Source organism: Dolichospermum heterosporum TAC447, from assembly GCF_024584745.1.
GTDB lineage: Bacteria > Cyanobacteriota > Cyanobacteriia > Cyanobacteriales > Nostocaceae > Dolichospermum > Dolichospermum heterosporum.
The window spans coordinates 4,765,531-4,782,182 of record NZ_CP099464.1; the positions used below are offsets into that span (position 1 = coordinate 4,765,531).

11 protein-coding genes and 1 pseudogene are annotated in these 16,652 nt (G+C 38.2%); 8 read left to right on the forward strand and 4 right to left on the reverse strand.

Annotated elements, in window-relative coordinates; genetic code table 11:
* Positions 1–22: 22 nt before the first annotated feature.
* The 3 genes from NG743_RS21635 to NG743_RS21645 all read left to right on the forward strand — a co-directional run bounded on the left by NG743_RS21635 (position 23) and on the right by NG743_RS21645 (position 6,263).
* Complete coding sequence (locus NG743_RS21635) at positions 23–1,330, forward strand: ABC transporter substrate-binding protein (RefSeq protein ID WP_027401870.1); 1,308 nt, start codon at positions 23–25, stop codon at positions 1,328–1,330.
* A gap of 319 nt (positions 1,331–1,649) precedes the next feature.
* Entirely contained in the window at positions 1,650–4,991 is a 3,342-nt protein-coding gene (locus NG743_RS21640; protein ID WP_257120867.1) for a tubulin-like doman-containing protein, read from the forward strand.
* 138 nt (positions 4,992–5,129) lie between these two features.
* Positions 5,130–6,263: a substrate-binding domain-containing protein gene (locus tag NG743_RS21645; protein WP_257120868.1), complete on the forward strand. Its 1,134-nt coding sequence runs from the start codon at positions 5,130–5,132 to the stop codon at positions 6,261–6,263.
* A 63-nt stretch (positions 6,264–6,326) separates the two neighbouring features.
* Here the strand turns inward: NG743_RS21645 and NG743_RS21650 are convergent, their stop codons facing one another.
* Entirely contained in the window at positions 6,327–7,055 is a 729-nt protein-coding gene (locus NG743_RS21650; RefSeq protein WP_027401869.1) for a hypothetical protein, read from the reverse strand.
* A gap of 361 nt (positions 7,056–7,416) precedes the next feature.
* Positions 7,417–9,003, reverse strand: a complete 1,587-nt coding sequence (locus tag NG743_RS21655) for a helix-turn-helix domain-containing protein (RefSeq protein ID WP_257120869.1) — start codon at positions 9,001–9,003, stop codon at positions 7,417–7,419.
* Positions 9,004–9,904: 901 nt separating this feature from the next.
* Here NG743_RS21655 and fdxB point away from each other — a divergent pair.
* From fdxB to NG743_RS21675, 4 genes are all read left to right on the forward strand, one after another.
* The gene (fdxB, locus tag NG743_RS21660; RefSeq protein WP_027401867.1) at positions 9,905–10,198 is read left to right on the forward strand and encodes a ferredoxin III, nif-specific; all 294 of its coding nucleotides are present in this window, start codon (positions 9,905–9,907) and stop codon (positions 10,196–10,198) included.
* A 571-nt stretch (positions 10,199–10,769) separates the two neighbouring features.
* A complete protein-coding gene (gene coxB / locus NG743_RS21665; RefSeq protein WP_027401866.1) occupies positions 10,770–11,705 on the forward strand; it encodes a cytochrome c oxidase subunit II in 936 nt (311 codons plus the stop codon).
* Between the two features lie 49 nt (positions 11,706–11,754).
* On the forward strand, positions 11,755–13,419 hold the full coding sequence (ctaD, locus tag NG743_RS21670; RefSeq protein ID WP_027401865.1) for a cytochrome c oxidase subunit I: 1,665 nt from the start codon (positions 11,755–11,757) through the stop codon (positions 13,417–13,419).
* Positions 13,420–13,519: 100 nt separating this feature from the next.
* Entirely contained in the window at positions 13,520–14,116 is a 597-nt protein-coding gene (locus tag NG743_RS21675; RefSeq protein ID WP_015078454.1) for a cytochrome c oxidase subunit 3, read from the forward strand.
* 233 nt (positions 14,117–14,349) lie between these two features.
* On the opposite strand, the gene NG743_RS21680 is transcribed toward NG743_RS21675, so the two are convergent.
* Complete coding sequence (locus NG743_RS21680; protein ID WP_257120870.1) at positions 14,350–14,916, reverse strand: Uma2 family endonuclease; 567 nt, start codon at positions 14,914–14,916, stop codon at positions 14,350–14,352.
* A 363-nt stretch (positions 14,917–15,279) separates the two neighbouring features.
* Positions 15,280–15,846, reverse strand: coding sequence for a Uma2 family endonuclease (locus NG743_RS21685; RefSeq protein WP_027401863.1), 567 nt, complete (start codon positions 15,844–15,846; stop codon positions 15,280–15,282).
* 461 nt (positions 15,847–16,307) lie between these two features.
* Between NG743_RS21685 and NG743_RS21690 the strand changes: the two are divergent.
* Positions 16,308–16,650, forward strand: a pseudogene (locus NG743_RS21690) (Uma2 family endonuclease).
* Positions 16,651–16,652: the final 2 nt, after the last annotated feature.

The window sequence follows — 16,652 nt, forward strand, 5'->3', positions numbered from 1 at the left end:
CTGAATATCTGTGTGATTAACTATGACAAAAATTCATATTTCCCTAGCCTTGAGTATAGCTACCCTAGCCAGTGGTTTCTTGTTAGCCGCTTGCGAAAATCCCAATCCCCCAACTGGAAGTAGTACCACTTCCCCAACCGCTACCACTACAACCAGTGATACTAAAGGATTGAAAATTGGTAGTTTATTACCCACAACAGGTGACTTAGCTTCCATTGGACAACAAATGGTTGGTTCAGTTCCCTTATTAGTAGACACAGTTAACGCTTGTGGAGGTGTTAACGGTGAAAAAGTCACTTTAATACAAGTAGACGACCAAACAGATCCTAAAGCCGGTGCTGCGGGAATGACCAAATTAGCAACCTTAGATAAGGTAGCTGGTGTAGTCGGTTCTTTTGCTAGTAGCGTTTCCACTGCGGCGGTTTCTGTGGCTGTACCCAATAAAGTCATGCTGATTTCGCCTGGTAGCACCAGCCCCGTATTTACCGACAAAGCTAAAAAAGGTGACTTTAAGGGTTTTTGGGCGCGAACTGCTCCTCCTGATACCTATCAAGCATTAGCTTTAGCTCAACTTGCTAAGAAGAAAGGTTTTAAAAGAGTTTCCACAGTAGTTATTAACAATGACTATGGCGTGGGTTTTGAAAAAGCATTTGTAGATACTTTTGAAAAATTAGGCGGAACAGTAGTTAATAAAGATAAGCCTGTGCGCTATGATCCCAAGTCCCAAACATTTGATACAGAAGCAACTGCGGCTTTTGCTGGGAAACCAGATGCGGTCTTAGGCGTATTATATGCGGAAACAGGGAGTTTATTTCTCAAAGCTGCTTATCAACAAGGTGTCACGAAAGGCGTACAAATTTTACTCACGGACGGCGTAAAATCTGCTACTTTCCCTGACCAAGTTGGCAAAGGTAGTGACGGCAAGTATATTTTATCGGGGGCTATTGGGACAGTTCCTGGTTCTAGTGGTCCAGGTTTGGAAAACTTTAATAAACTTTGGCAAGAGAAAAAAGGCGGTTCTCCCGGAGAATACGCACCTCAAGCTTGGGACGCTGGGGCATTGTTGGTATTAGCCGCCCAAGCTGCTAAGGAAAATACGGGGGCTGGGATTGCTGGTAAAATCAGGGAAGTCTCCGCTGGTCAAGGTACACCAGTTAGTGATGTTTGTGAAGGATTGAAGCTACTTAAAGCAGGAAAACAGATTAATTATCAAGGCGCAAGCGGTGATGTAGATGTTGACGCTAATGGTGATGTCATTGGTACTTATGATGTCTGGACTGTGGGCGATGATGGCAAAATCAAGGTAATTGACAAGGTGAGTCCTAAGTAATTAATTCATAAAAATCCCCGTCAGATTTATAAGTAATTGGACAAAAATATTTACAGTCATTGTGAGGGAAGGGAAGCAATCACAACCCTGGGAATTGCTTCATTTCACTACGTTATATATGGCTAACGCCACGCTGCGCTAACGCAATGACACTGTATAATTAATTCTGTCTCACTACTTATCAGAAGTCGGGGATTTTTGATCAAGCTGCAATATCAGCTTTTTTTGCCAATAAGTATTATTGACACGACATGATTAAAATGCAGTATAGTATGCTTGATATAAGTAAATTACATTAGTCTCTTATTATTCCTCGACTATGGCAGACTATATAGGCATGACACCAACCGTAGTCATAGGACTAGGCGGCACAGGTAAGGAAATATTAATTAAAGTCCGGCGGATGATTGTCGAAGCCTATGGCTCTTTGGATGCTTTACCAATTGTATCGTTTTTGCATATAGATACAGAACAAAATGCTAAAGTCTCTGAGGCGCAAACTGTTCTTAAGCAAAACATTGGTCTTAGCCCCTCTGAACAAGTATGGGCGAAGGTAGAAAACGCTAAAGCTATGCTTAATCAGTTATCTGCTTATAATTATCTAGAAGAGTGGTTTCCCAGTCAGTTAAAGGGTACTGATTCCATTTTGGCAGGTGCGGGGCAAATACGAGCTTTAGGTAAATTTGCCTTTGCGGTGAACTATCAAGCTATCAAAAATAGTTTTACTAATGCCAAAGTACGGATTCTCGGACATGAAAAATTCATGTTAGATCGTTGGGGTTTACAACTTGATAAAGGGATAAATATTTTTATTGTCTGTTCCCTGTCCGGTGGCACTGGATCGGGAATGGTGCTAGATTTGGCTTACAATTTGCGGGATTGGGTTCCGCCTTCAGAAATGCCCCAGTCATCAGCTTATTTAGTGCTTCCAGGGGCTTTTTCCGGGTTGGGCGATCGCGTTATTGCTAATGCCTATTCTGCTCTAATGGAACTAAACCATTATTCTCGCAATGATACTCGATTTGAATGCCAATATAGTAGTAACTCATCGGATCGGATTACCACTCAAAATAGTCAAGATGTACCTTTCAACTTCTGCTATCTTGTTGGTAATAGTAATGATAAAGTCACCCTTCCCAGTCTCAATTCGGTTCTGGAAATGGTAGGACAAAATATATTTTTAGATTTCAGTTCTGGATTTAGTCAATACAAAAAACTTGTCCGGGACAACATTCGTAAACAGTGGGCTAGTCCTGACTCTTTTGGGTATCCTCAAAATTTTATTGCTTTTGGTTTATCCAGTATTCAATTTCCTATTCAACGAGTGGTTCAAGCTTGCGCTTCTCGTTTAGCAGGACAAGTAGTTAGATGGTGGCAAAATCCCACTCCCGCACCAGGATCAATGCGAGATTTGATTCAAACAGAAATCTTGCCAAGTTTGAATCTAGCTGAGTCAGATAGTCAGCATCAACTTCTGGATAGTATCAGCTTGGGGGATAGCATGAAACCCTATGGTAAGGAAGTGGCTGACTGGATTGCTAGTTTACGTAAACGTCGTAATGATTTGAATATTCCCTTTGAAAATTTGCAGCGGTTTATTTCAGTTGAACAGGAAAAATATAGTCCACACTTTAATGATAGTGATAGTGATCCACGTCGCTGGAGTGATTATTTCCAAAAAATGTCGGACAATTTAAATCGCCTGAAAATTCAAAAAAGGCAAGAAATCCGGCACATTGTTTACAGCATGATTGCAGACCGATTTCGTGGTCCCAAATTTGTCCGGCAATTTTTAGAAGGGCTGTTAGAAGTCTTTAATAATTACCGCAGTCAGTTTGATCAAGAACGGCAAAAAAATTGGCTACCCAAAGAACAGTCTGCTGCTAATGCTTTACAAGTTCTCCTCAAACAAATAGATAATAATGCAAAACGATTCAATCCAGTAAATAAAAAGGCAGTGATTGAGCAAGATTTTAATGGAACTATGGAAGCATTAAAGTCAATTTATACTGCTAAAGTTGAAGTTAAATCTCGCTCTTTAGGAGTTTTGTTACTAGATGCTCTCAAGGAAGAAGTTAATAGTTTGATTGTTGATTTGACGGCTTTCGAGCAAAGCCTAGAAACTTTACAAACTCAACTCAATGAGCGAGAAAAGACTTATGTAGGAGAAACAAGTACCTTAACTGTTAATGGGATTTTACTATATAATCCCAAGGATATAGATTTGGTATTTAATCAAATTTTAGAAGGCAAAACAGAAACGGTATATCAGAAAGTATCTCAGGATATATTAGATGATATGGGAATTCCCCTATTTGACCTTTACAAATTTGATCCACTACGGGTTAAAGACTTATTTGGTCGGCTGTTAAACCGCAGCGTAGATGAGTTTGTGGATAAATCCCAATTGCAGATATCAACAGCTAGAAAGTTTTTGGAACAATATCCAACTGTAGAACAACAAGAAGCCCAAATTAAAACTACTTTTGAAAAGAGCGAATCTTTCTTACGATTTAGCCAAGAACAGGTAAATCTTGGTTGGGAAAATAAGGCAGAAAAACGACAAACATTAATTGGGATTCAAGGTGGTACTAAACCATCTGATGCGGCTGTAAATGCCGTTTTACCAATAATTCGCAAATCTAGTACCCTGACTGATAAAGATATTCGGCCATTAAATGATCCCCATCATATTTTCTTTGTCCAAGAGGTAGGGGCTTTTCCACTGCGGTTAATTGAAGGGATGGAAAAGATGCGAGTCATTTATCGGACGGTGAATCAATCTGATAAAAACCCTTTACATACTCACCAAGATCATCGCCAATTTCAGGACATTATGCCCTCCAGTCAAGAAGAGGGACAAATTAAACAAAATCTGCTTTTAGCAAAGGCATTTGGATTAATTGTAGTCCAGGAAAATAAAGTTACGGGATTTGAAGAAATTCGCTTTTTCTACATAGATAAACAGACAGGATTGCAAAAAGTGCAAGTTTTGGGAGACAACTGGCAAAAAGTAGAAGAAAATCTCCTCAGTGACCAAAATCGAAAAATTCGAGATATTTTGGCAGATGGGCTAAAAGCAATTGGAGAAAGTGCCATAACTAAACCTGAAAAACAGCAATTATATCAAAAGCTGATGAGTTGTTTACAGGAAGTAGAAAATACCCTTGTAGGTGGTAAGGATAACACCGATTATCAAAAAGCAGAAGCAGCAATTGAAAATTACATTAAGCAATATAATTTGATGGTTGCTACTTCATCTGCCAATACCCCAATTACTGTACCTGCCACAACTATATCTAATAAATCCATTCCGATCAATGATGAGAATTTGGAAAAATTTCGTAAGCTAGTGGCTACTTGTTATAAAAGTGGTAATCCGTCAGCGACAGAATTACAGTTGGTGGAGAAATTTCGCCAGAAATATAATATTTCCCAAGATATTGCTGATTTGATGATTACTGAATTTATGCCATCAGTTGCTTCTAATAATGCAGTTGAGGAATATACCTTAATGTATCAAGCTTTTTTGGGAAATGATGGAGAAATAGATTTAGAAGAACAAGTACAGTTATTAGAACTGCAAGAAGAGTTAGGATTAACGAATGAACAAATTTCTCAAATTGAATCAAAAATTCAAGCAGAATTAGCAGCTAAATAAGTAGGTTGGCGTGGAAAATTGTCGTTATGGCAAGGCAAAAGGCAAGACTGAAGAGGGTTTGGGCGATTTTACGTTTCTTTACACAGTTTGGTTTTATTGTGTTCACCTACTTAATAGTAATTAGTAAATGAGGTATTTGTGACAACAGATTATAACTTTAATAATGTCAAGTGTCCTAAATGTGGACATGATCAGAATGCGGTTAGTGCAAAGAAATGTGAAATTTGCGGACACCAATTGAAAAAGTCTGCAATTCCTCCCATTGTTTTCATAGGTTTGACCGCATTGGTAGCTGTAGGGGGTGGTTATTTTGCTTTCAAAGGTAAACTCACGGGAAAAACTACCCCAGGATTGACTAATACTGCTTCTAATACTACAGTTTCAACAGTACCTATACCAAAGCCAACTGCAACTCAAGAGCCTCCAGCGCAGGAAACTCAACCCAATACTGCGGCTATTAACCCAACTAGCAGTAACTCTGCTAATATTGATACATCATTGCCTAATCCTACTGTTTTAAGTATGGATGGTAGTACAACTATGGTGGGTTTAATCCAGCGTCTGCGGAATGCTTATAGTCAAATAAATGCTAATATTCCCACTACCTATGGTCAACCGAATGGATTTCCCAAAGGTTCAGGTAAGGGACTGGAAGCCTTAATGAAGAATGTAGTGGTAATGGCTGCAACATCTCGACCTTTGAAACCGAAAGAAGCACAAGCGGGGATTCAGGTAATAGCGATCGCTCGTGATGCAGTAGGTGTTGTTGTTGGTATTAATAATCCCTTTAAAGGTAGTTTAACTTTAGACCAATTACGACAAATTTATCAAGGTCAAATCACTAATTGGTCACAAGTGGGTGGATCAAATGCCTCTATTAAAGTTATTAATCGCGCTGCTGGTAGTGGGACTAGAGACTTCTTTCAAGACACAGTTTTGTTAGAAAAACCCTTTGCCCCGGATAGTGCTAATTTTATCACCTTTCCCCAAGACGAAACTACAGGAATAGTCCGCATACTGGGAAATAATGGGATTAGCTACGCTACAGTTTCCCAGCTAGAAAATCAGCAGCTAGTAAGAATAATACCAATTAATGAAGTATCGCCTGTAGATAAAACTGCCATTCAATCTGGTAAATATCCCATTAGTCGGAGTGTTTATTTAGCAATTCGCAAACAGAATAGTCCCGCCGTGAAACAATTTATTGATCTGGCATTATCTTCCCAAGGACAACAAATTATCCAACAATCAGGCTTTATCCCTTTGCAATAAAACAGCAGAATTCAGTAATCAGCAGATGTTTAGCAATCCTAAACACCTGCTTACTTCTATTTTCTAAAAACCAGTAAAGTTATAACCGACTCCTAATAAAATTCCCACATCAGTTTTATCAAAAAATCCAGCGTTGACGGCGGCTGTGGCGGTTAATCTGCTATTTAGAGGTACGTCTATACCACCAGTGACTAGCAAAGCAGCTTCAGTGTTAGATTGATTACCTGTTTTAATAGCCGCACCTAGTCCAATATAAGGAGCTATGGGTAAAGGTTCTGTAAATGGATCTGGTGATTTAAAAGCAAAGTCGTAAGTAATAGGAGTAAGAAATGTTGTATCTGTTCCTAATATTACTGATGGTCTAACTGATAAGGTTTTGGTCAGACCAATTTTACTGATAACAGTGAAATTACCATCACTCAAAGCTGAAAAGCTACCGGATGCACCAACGTTGAGACCAACACCAATATAGCTACTACCACCACGAGTGGCTCTACCTATGCCAATCGGACTTTGTGCTATTTGATTGGATGGTTCTGTTTTTTCGGTAGCTTGTGTAGAACCAGAATTGAGCATAACTGATGAAGTTTCTACTGTTCCTGGTACGGGTGTGATTGTCCGACTGGCTATTTCTTCTGTAGCAACGGTGGATATTGATGTTTGGTTGGTGGGAAGAACAATTGTTCCTGGTTCGACTGTCTGAGCATTTACGGAAAGTCCGCTACCTAAAACTACCAAAGCTGCAAGACTTGGTAAGGCTAAACAAGTTTTACGAAAAATAATATTACTCATGTTCACTCCTAAATAAATTAAGATTGATACCTATCTAGATATCATCTCAAGTTACTAGTATATACTCACCATCTAACACCAAAAATCAAAATTCGGATCTTGATTTTGTTTATACTGCAAACGGTTCATAGTTTAACCAAATATGAAACCCCTCTGGTAAACCTCTCCTTTGCACCTCTCCCTAACCCTCTCCTCTTAGGAGAGGGAAAAGGAATAATATTTAATACTGGAGAGGCTTTGAACTTGTTCTTTGTATGATAAAAAAGTCCAGCTTCTAGCCGTTTTGAGTATAATTAACTAAGCTGCGTAAAAAATTTACATCAAAAGCCAAGAGAATTTTCCTCCTGACTCCTGCTGTACCTTATGAAATATCTAGCAATTGTCTCAAGAGCATTTGATCGTCTAGTTTAGCTTTTAAGCGCCCTTTTTCCACATCACGAATCCAGCTTTGGCTTTTTTCCATCAACTTGGCTAGTTCCCTTTGGGAGAGGTTCATTTTTTTTCGTCCTTCCATAACCTCTTCCCCTAGCAAATTACCTGTTTGTTGATGATTGCTTTTTGCTTTAGTGGAGCGACGTTGTTTTTTATCTGATTCTGAACGATTTTCCCAATCGGTCGGGAGTTCAAAAGATAAAATGCGTGCGTTCAGAAGTAAATTCCATTTACCACGTGGTCCGCTGTCTGTGAGGCGATTTTCACCACTACCATCATTAATCCAAAATTCTAACGCTTCCTCTGGATCTTCCGGTATATCTACTAATTTTGCCCACAGGGGCTGAATTTCCGGGGGATAGGTAACAGGATCAAATAATGGCTTAAGTCCATAATGATTGAGAACTTCTAAATCATTTTCATAGGCTTTAAGTAGGCGTTTCCGTTCTTCCCTGTGTCTGGAAGCTTGGGTCACTTTTTCCTCACCATAAGCAACGCGCAGCAAGGTAGGAATAGTGATGCGTTGTTCTCTCCCCATTTTTGTTTTAAATAATAACCAAAGCATAAGTCTAACAGCACCTTCGTGTTGTTGCCACAGACTCATAACTGTGGTGAGTAGAGTTTTGGGAAGACTACCATATTGATAAAATGTGGTTCGTTCTTTGCATCCTTGTCTGTTGAAGAAATGTTTAGTCCAAATCCCAGCTTTAATTGTAAATGTCAGTCCCACTAAATATTTACAACCTTGATCATCTTCTTGAAAATGATGTTGGGTATCTGTCAAATTCCATAAATAACTATCTTTAATGGAAAAACTGGGAACTCTACCTTGTTGTGGCCAGTCAATAGAAACCATGAGAGAACAAGTCTGAGAGACGATATTTTTAATTAAACCCAGTTTGGCACTTTTGCTGAGGTCTTTACGTTTTTCTAAGCCCAAATACTGTTCAATTTGTCGTTCATCAATGGTAAATTCTTCTTCCCAAGGTTGATCTAATGCTGTAATTTGAGCGGCGAAAATAAGATGAATACAAGCAGCCCGGATGTCTAAATAATCAATTGCTTGTGAATTATTAGCACGGTTGTTAACTGGAAATAGGTCTTGAAGATGAAAGGAAATTGTCCCTCGTCCTTGATTAACTGAGCGACTGTAATGTAAGTTACCTTCCTCATCTTTTTCCCATTGTAAAGATGTTCGTTGTGCTAGTAAATTACAAGCTTCCCAGATAACTATGGCTGAAGCGAAGGGGTTATTCTTACCATTAGAAAATAAATCGGGACTGGTAACATCTCGTGGTTCAATTTTACATCTTCCTTTTTTGGCGTGTACAGGAATAGGCGCATTTGTGGGACAGGCAATTACACATTGTGGTTGTGAATAATAGCCATCACAATTATTACAAAGGGCAGGATCAACCCAATATTCATCATCTTTGATTTTAATTGCACCCGTAGGACATAGGGGTCGGCAGTTGTCACATCCCACGCAACTGTGGTTAGGAATTATATGCGGCATGGTCCGTCTTCCTACTTTAATCGTTGAGATGTTTGGCTCAAGTCTCCCCTTAATGTGTCCTTTTGATTCATAACTCGCTACCAAATTACCTCTATAACGAGAAGATATGTTTCTCGCCTGATTAATTACTCATAGGGTGAATGAAGCCAGATTTTGTAGCTATTTATATTTTGCAAAGTTGGGCTTCATTGCTTCTTCATTAACTATAATTTTCATAAAGATTTCAATAAGATTGTTCAGTATGAGCTTGGCAGAATTTCTTAATATTTACCTGGATATTTACTGTCATAATGTTTATTTTGGGCTATATAAAATATGTTAAATGTTTTTGAATAACATCTTATAGCTGTAGGTTGGATTGTTCGCGTCAGCGTTACGGAGTAATGGGACAAAACTCAACAAGGTGGCGAAAATGTTGGGTTTCCTTTGTCAACCCAACCTACGTGATTTAGGATGTGAAGAAAATAGTTCAAAAATAGAGGAAATGATTTTTTTAAGTTTGTATTTACTAATACTGTTAGTAGAATATTTTTATCTAATTAGAAAATATTTGCAAGTAGGAGGTTAATGAAGCTCATAATAATGGGTGCTAATTGATTATTATTCTTATTGAATGGGGTATTTTTAGACTCATTAATTGATATTTATTGAGAAAATAACTTTAAACACAATTCTGGAAACCTTTGATTAATCAGCTTTTTATCGAAGCGCACTAGACAAATTTATCAATAAGTAATATCGTTTAATATTTTCAAATAAGCAAAAATAAATAATATTATTTAGCAAGTCATCAAAATTTGATAAAAAAGTTAATTTTTGTGATTGAAAAAATAAAATATCAGGCTAGTATGAATATTAAAGGATTAACTAATATCTAGCTAAAATTGCTGAGGTTTTATTCATGGCTACATTAACAGGATTGACCTTTGGAGGTACTGATTGGACTCCTAAATTTGCCCAAGAAATAAACAAAGACAAATGTATCGGTTGTGGCAGATGTATGAAAGTTTGTGGTCATAAAGTTTTGGGCTTAATGCCTTTAAACGAAGAAGGTGAATTTGTCGAAGATGAAGATGAGGAAGAAGTGGAACGGAAAGTAATGGTTGTTACTCATCCAGAAAATTGTATTGGGTGTGAAGCTTGTTCTCGGATTTGTCCCAAGAATTGTTATAGTCATGTAACATTAGACAAATAACATCTTTGGTAATATTTAACGGTGTAATGTCCTGCAAAACATCGGTTATTTTGGTTAAGTTTATAGGCAAGGTAATTAGAGGGGAATCTTAATATTTACCGTAGTTAGTTAAAAGGTTTGCGGTAAACAGAAACGTAAATTGTAAGTTGCTATCATCTCAAAAAAATCATCCTTGCTACTATTTTTTCTGCTGCTATTTGATTTATGAAAATATCAACCTCTTAGATCCTCGATTTCTTCAATAAGTCGAGGATTTTGTGGTTATCAATATGAAAAAATATGGAAGTTTACCGATTTTTGATTAGATACAAGTTAGAACAGTAATAGTGAAAATATCAAAGATAATTTTGTCCTCAGAAAATAATTCTGTGGCTACCAAAGTCTATCTTTACTGACCGAAAAATTTCAGATTTTGGATTGGGAATTTTCGGGACAGCTTCCCGGCCTCTTCAGGGCGGAATTAATCAAAAACCACCAATCTAAAATCCTCAAGCTCTACACTTGTCTGGTGGAGTCAATGCAAAATCTGTTGACTCTGGTTTTACTACTATTTACAAAGCAGGTAGCATTTATGCAAAAAGTTCCTGTTTCGCTGTGGACACTGTTAGCTGGGATGATCATAGCCCCTATCAGTATCTGGGTTGGTCAAAATCATCATTTATTACCGGAAGCAGCATCGCAACAAGCTCCTTTGGTGGATGGTTTTTTCAATATCATGTTAACAATTGCGGTTGCTCTTTTCTTAATTGTTGAAGGGACGATTCTGCTGTTTCTAGTTATCTATAGACGACGCAAAGGAGATAACTCTGATGGTACACCTGTAGAAGGTAACTTGAGTTTAGAAATTTTTTGGACGGCAATTCCTACGGTAATTGTGATTGTTTTAGGTATTTATAGTGTTGATATTTATAACCAAATGGGTGGTTTTGGTGTGGGTAGTCATCCTCACCATGAGTCAGCGGGTGCTATGAATGTTAGTCAAATAGCTAATATTGGGATTGGTGAAAATCCGCAAACCAAAAATAAACCGGCTGATTTGGTTGTAGATGTTAAGGGTATACAATTTGCGTGGTTATTTAATTACCCTGTAAGTGGTATTTCTGCTGGAGAATTGCACGTTCCTATCGGTGCTGATGTGCAATTGAATTTATCCGCAGATGATGTGATTCATTCTTTTTGGGTTCCCCAATTTCGTCTGAAACAAGATGCTATTCCTGGAGTTCCTACACAACTGCGATTTACAGCTACAAAAACTGGTACTTATCCGGTAGTTTGTGCAGAATTGTGTGGTGGTTATCACGGTTCAATGCGATCGCAAGTAATCGTCCATGAACAAGCAGATTATGATGCTTGGATGAGTGAAAACCAGATTGCCCAAAAGCAAGATATGAATCGTGCTGTAGCAGTTAATTTGGAGAATTTATCTCCGTCAGAATTTCTTGACCCCTACATTCACAATTTGGAAGTAACTCCAGCAGATCTTAAGTCATTAGTTATGAGTCATTAGTAATTATTAGCTAATAACTGAAAACTGACAAAAGACAACTAACAAAAATATGACACAAGTAAATTTTCCAGTTAATCCCCCACCTGATGCAAGCGAATCAACAACCCGGCTGATTACTCATAGTTCTCATCCCCCAGCCTGGAAAGTTCGAGATTATTTCACATTTAATACTGATCACAAAGTTATTGGGATTCAATACTTGGTGACAGCCTTTGCATTCTATCTAATTGGTGGGTTAATGGCGATCGCCCTTCGCGCCGAATTAGCCACACCGGACTCGGACTTTCTTGATCCAAATCTGTACAATGCCTTCATGACAAATCATGGCACAATCATGATTTTCTTGTGGATTGTTCCCAGTGCAATTGGTGGATTTGGTAACTATCTAGTCCCCTTGATGATGGGTGCTAGAGATATGGCTTTTCCTAAATTAAATGCGATCGCCTTTTGGTTAAATCCCCCCGCCGGATTACTATTATTAGGTAGTTTTATCTTTGGTGGTTCTCAATCAGGTTGGACAGCTTACCCACCATTAAGTCTAGTTACCGCCAACAACGCCCAAACAATGTGGATTTTAGCGATTGTTTTGGTAGGAACTTCTTCAATTTTAGGTTCACTTAACTTTGTCATCACCATTTTGATGATGAAAGTTCCCAGCATGAAATGGGATCAAGTTCCCCTATTTTGTTGGGCAATTTTAGCAACTTCTATCCTTGCCCTTTTCTCTACTCCCGTATTAGCAGCCGGTTTAGTTTTGCTGTTATTTGATATTAACTTCGGCACATCCTTCTTCAAACCAGATGCAGGTGGTAACGTCATTATTTACCAACATTTATTTTGGTTTTATTCCCATCCGGCGGTTTATTTAATGATTCTGCCGATTTTCGGGATTATGTCCGAAATTATTCCCACCCACGCCCGGAAACCGATATTTGGTTATAAAGCGATCGCCTTTTCCACAGTCGCCATTTGTGTCGTTGGTTTATTCGTTTGGGTTCACCATATGTTCACCAGTGGCACACCCGGTTGGATGCGGATGTTCTTCACCATTTCCACACTCATAGTTGCAGTCCCCACAGGTGTGAAAATCTTCGGTTGGGTAGCAACTCTCTGGGGAGGAAAAATCCGTTTCACCAGCGCCATGTTATTCGCCATTGGTTTACTTTCCATGTTCGTCATGGGCGGTTTAAGCGGCGTAACCATGGGAACAGCCCCCTTTGACGTTCACGTTCACGACACCTATTATGTAGTCGGTCATTTCCACTACGTCTTATTTGGTGGTTCAGTCTTTGGGATTTACGCAGGTATCTATCACTGGTTTCCCAAAATCACCGGCAGAATGATGAACGAAACCTGGGGACGAGTTCATTTTGTCCTCACCTTCATCGGCACAAACCTCACATTCCTACCCATGCACAAACTAGGGTTACAAGGAATGCCCCGCCGAGTTGCCATGTATGACCCCCAATTTACCAGCTTAAACCAGCTTTGCACCATTGGCGCAATTCTTTTGGGTATTTCTGTCATTCCCTTCGCCTTAAACGCCATTTTCAGTTGGAAAAACGGCGAACTCGCAGGTGATAACCCCTGGGAAAGTTTAACTTTAGAATGGACAACCTCTTCCCCACCCATCATTGAAAACTGGGAAGTTCTACCCGTTGTTACTCATGGACCTTATGACTATGGTCATGATAAATCATCGCTAACAGATTAAAACGCAGAGGTACGCAGAGGTTTTTTGAGGATAATTCTTTCTATCTTTGCGCCTTTGCGCCTTTGCGTGAGACTAGAAAAAATTTACTAGGAATAATAATATGACTGCAATTACACCAATTGAACATCATAGCGACGGGCATGAAGAACATCCAGATTTACGAGTGTGGGGTTTAATCACATTTCTCGCTTCTGAATCATTGATGTTTGGTGGATTTTTTGCCACCTATTTGTTTTTTAAAGGGACTACAGCAGTTTGGCCACCAGCAGGAACAGAAGTAGAATTATTTATCCCAGCCATTAACACGATCATCCTCGTTTCTAGTAGTTTTGTCATTCACTTTGGTGATATGGCAATTAAAAGAAATAGTGTGGGTTGGATGCGGTTTTGGTATTTTATCACCGCAATTATGGGGGCTGTATTCCTAGCCGGTCAGGTTTATGAATACATGAATTTAGGTTATGGATTCACTACTAATGTTTTCTCTAATTGCTTTTATTTAATGACGGGCTTTCACGGTTTGCACGTCTTTATTGGATTGTTATTAATTTTGGGTGTATTATGGCGTTCTTTCCGTCGTGGTCATTATTCTGCCACTAAACATACGGGCATCGAAATGGCGGAAATTTACTGGCACTTTGTTGATATTATTTGGATCATTCTCTTCACATTGGTGTACCTTCTCAATATTCTGTAAACAAAGGTAATGGGTAATTACTGGAGTTTAAAAAATTCCTACTCAAAAAATATCCCAATCTTCAGTACAAATGTAGGGGTTTAGCAATGCTAAACCCTTACCTGTTTGTTACACCACCAAGAAATAGAAATTAATTGATTTATTGCTTTTTACTAATTTTAAAATTGGGGAAACCTTCATTTCCTAATCCTGTAAATCCTTAAATCCTGGATATCCTGATTCACACATTTTCCTTATGCAAAAATTTGATATACTTTTAAATTTAGACTATTAAATTGTGAAGATAAAACTAAATCATCACCGTAGAAAATCCCCATTTCAGTGTAAGTTTCGTTAATTAACCCTAAAACTAATATGCTTTGGGTTTGGGGGTCAATAATCCAATATTCAGGAATACCACAATCTTGATATTGTAGCCGCTTGGCAATGAAATCTCTATCTCTTTGTAATTCCCCAGGACTAACAACTTCAACAACTAATAAAGGTGGTAGCATTGATAAGCGAATAGTGTTCCGATTTGCTAATTGTTGAATATGCTCTTCTCGAATAATAGTCAGGTCAGGATAACGGTTTCTCGGTTCTCCTCTGACTTCCAATTCTAAACCATGTCCTCGCACTCTATCAATCCCTATTAACAATGCAAACATTAAGAAAAGACGATTGGCAATTTGCACATTAATTCCTGACTCTGGCGGCATTTCAATTAACTCTCCATTAAATAGTTCATACAAGTTATCTGTACCATCATCATAAGATAAATATTCTTCAAAGCTTTGAAATTGATGTTTAACTTGTAGCATCAGAGTTACTCCATCTATTGCCGTAGTTAGATTTTAACACTCTTGATTTCTCTTTCCGTCTCTGCACGAAATTAAATGTAATTCACTCAGGAATTAAGTAGTGAGATAGAAGTAATTACACAATGTTATTGCGTTAGCATTGCGTGGCGTTAGCCATATGGAACGAAGTGAAATGAAGTAATTGCAAGGGTTGTGATTGCTTCCCTTCCCTCGCAATGACTGTAAATATTTTTGTCCAATTACTTATGTAAGTAAAAAAGCTGGTAGGGGCTGAGAATTACGCTTTATCCCTACGAATATATTATCTGGTAGCGTAGCGTGGCGCAAGCCATACCAGGATTAACAGGATGTTCTTGTTTATCCTTATGCAAAAATTGGAGATACTTTTAAATTTAGACTATTAAATTGTGGAGATAAAACTAAATCATCACCAGAGAAAATCCCAATCTCATGATAAATTTCATTAATTAATTCTAAAACCAATATGCTTTGGGTTTGGGGGTCAATAATCCAATATTCAGGAATACCACAATCTTGATATTGTAGACGTTTGGCAATAAAATCTCTATCTCTTTGTAATTCCCCAGGACTAACAACTTCAACAACCAATAAAGGTGGTAGCATTGATAGGCGAATAGTGTTCCGATTTGCTAATTGTTGAATATGCTCTTCTCGAATAATAGTCAAGTCAGGATAACGGTTTCTCGGTTCTCCTCTTACTTCCAATTCCAAACCATGTCCCCGTACTCTTTTATAACCCAAAAGTGAGCCAAATTGAATTAGCAGAAATGTGGCAATTTGCACATTAATTCCTGATTCTGGGGGCATTTCAATTAATTCTCCATTAAATAATTCATAAAGTTTGTCCGTACCATCATCATAAGATAAATATTCTTCAAAGCTTTGAAATTGATGTTTAACTTGTAGCATCAGAGTTACTCCATCTATTGTCTTAGTTAGATTTTAACACTCTTGATTTCTCCTTACGTCTCTGCACGAAATTAACTGTAATTCACTCAGGACTTAGAGGATGTTTGAAAAGTTTTTAATGTATAAATAAACCCCTCTCCAAACCTCTCCCCGATGCGGGGAGAGGCTTTGAAACCCCCCTTCCCTACGAGGGAAGGGGGGTTAGGTTTCTGGAGATTATTGGTTTCATCTAATACTTTTTAAACACCCTCTTAAGCAACTGGCATATTGGTAGGGTACGTCAGATATCAACAATTTGTTTATTTGCAGGATTTATGCAGTCTGACGCACCCTACAACAGAGTTTTGGTGTGACACTTGCGTAAGTTCTATCACTTACTAGAAAATTGTAGACCTTCACATTAGCAATAGTCCCCATTTTGCTATAATCGTGATCACTTCAATGTAATCGGTTACAACATGATGATTACCACAGTTGAGCGTCGTTATAGTTTAGATGAATATCGCACCATTGAAGAAAAGCTGAAGGGCGCAGTGAATATCGTGATGGAGAAATTGTACCAATACTTCTCCTTCAACAGCAGATTATGACCGCAAAAGCAAGTTTCGGATGTATCGTTCAATTAGCAGTTTTTGTGAATATTTATTAGTTGAACAAGATGAACCTTTTATAGAAAAATATAGTAAACAATCTCAAGGTTGGTTGTTAAGTGATTTTAATAATTTAGAAAAATCTATTTCTTTGGAGTCAATTGGGGTTGAATTACCGACAGCGGAAATTTATCGCGGTGTTGTTTTTGGGTAAGT

What these genes read in the sequence shown, in the direction of transcription:
- NG743_RS21680 (WP_257120870.1), bottom strand. Translation starts at nt 14,916, where the DNA reads ATGCTACAAGTTAAACATCAATTTCAAAGCTTTGAAGAATATTTATCT.
- ctaD (WP_027401865.1), top strand. Translation starts at nt 11,755, where the DNA reads ATGACACAAGTAAATTTTCCAGTTAATCCCCCACCTGATGCAAGCGAA.
- NG743_RS21635 (WP_027401870.1), top strand. Translation starts at nt 23, where the DNA reads ATGACAAAAATTCATATTTCCCTAGCCTTGAGTATAGCTACCCTAGCC.
- NG743_RS21675 (WP_015078454.1), top strand. Translation starts at nt 13,520, where the DNA reads ATGACTGCAATTACACCAATTGAACATCATAGCGACGGGCATGAAGAA.
- NG743_RS21640 (WP_257120867.1), top strand. Translation starts at nt 1,650, where the DNA reads ATGGCAGACTATATAGGCATGACACCAACCGTAGTCATAGGACTAGGC.
- NG743_RS21685 (WP_027401863.1), bottom strand. Translation starts at nt 15,846, where the DNA reads ATGCTACAAGTTAAACATCAATTTCAAAGCTTTGAAGAATATTTATCT.
- fdxB (WP_027401867.1), top strand. Translation starts at nt 9,905, where the DNA reads ATGGCTACATTAACAGGATTGACCTTTGGAGGTACTGATTGGACTCCT.
- coxB (WP_027401866.1), top strand. Translation starts at nt 10,770, where the DNA reads ATGCAAAAAGTTCCTGTTTCGCTGTGGACACTGTTAGCTGGGATGATC.
- NG743_RS21650 (WP_027401869.1), bottom strand. Translation starts at nt 7,055, where the DNA reads ATGAGTAATATTATTTTTCGTAAAACTTGTTTAGCCTTACCAAGTCTT.
- NG743_RS21655 (WP_257120869.1), bottom strand. Translation starts at nt 9,003, where the DNA reads ATGCCGCATATAATTCCTAACCACAGTTGCGTGGGATGTGACAACTGC.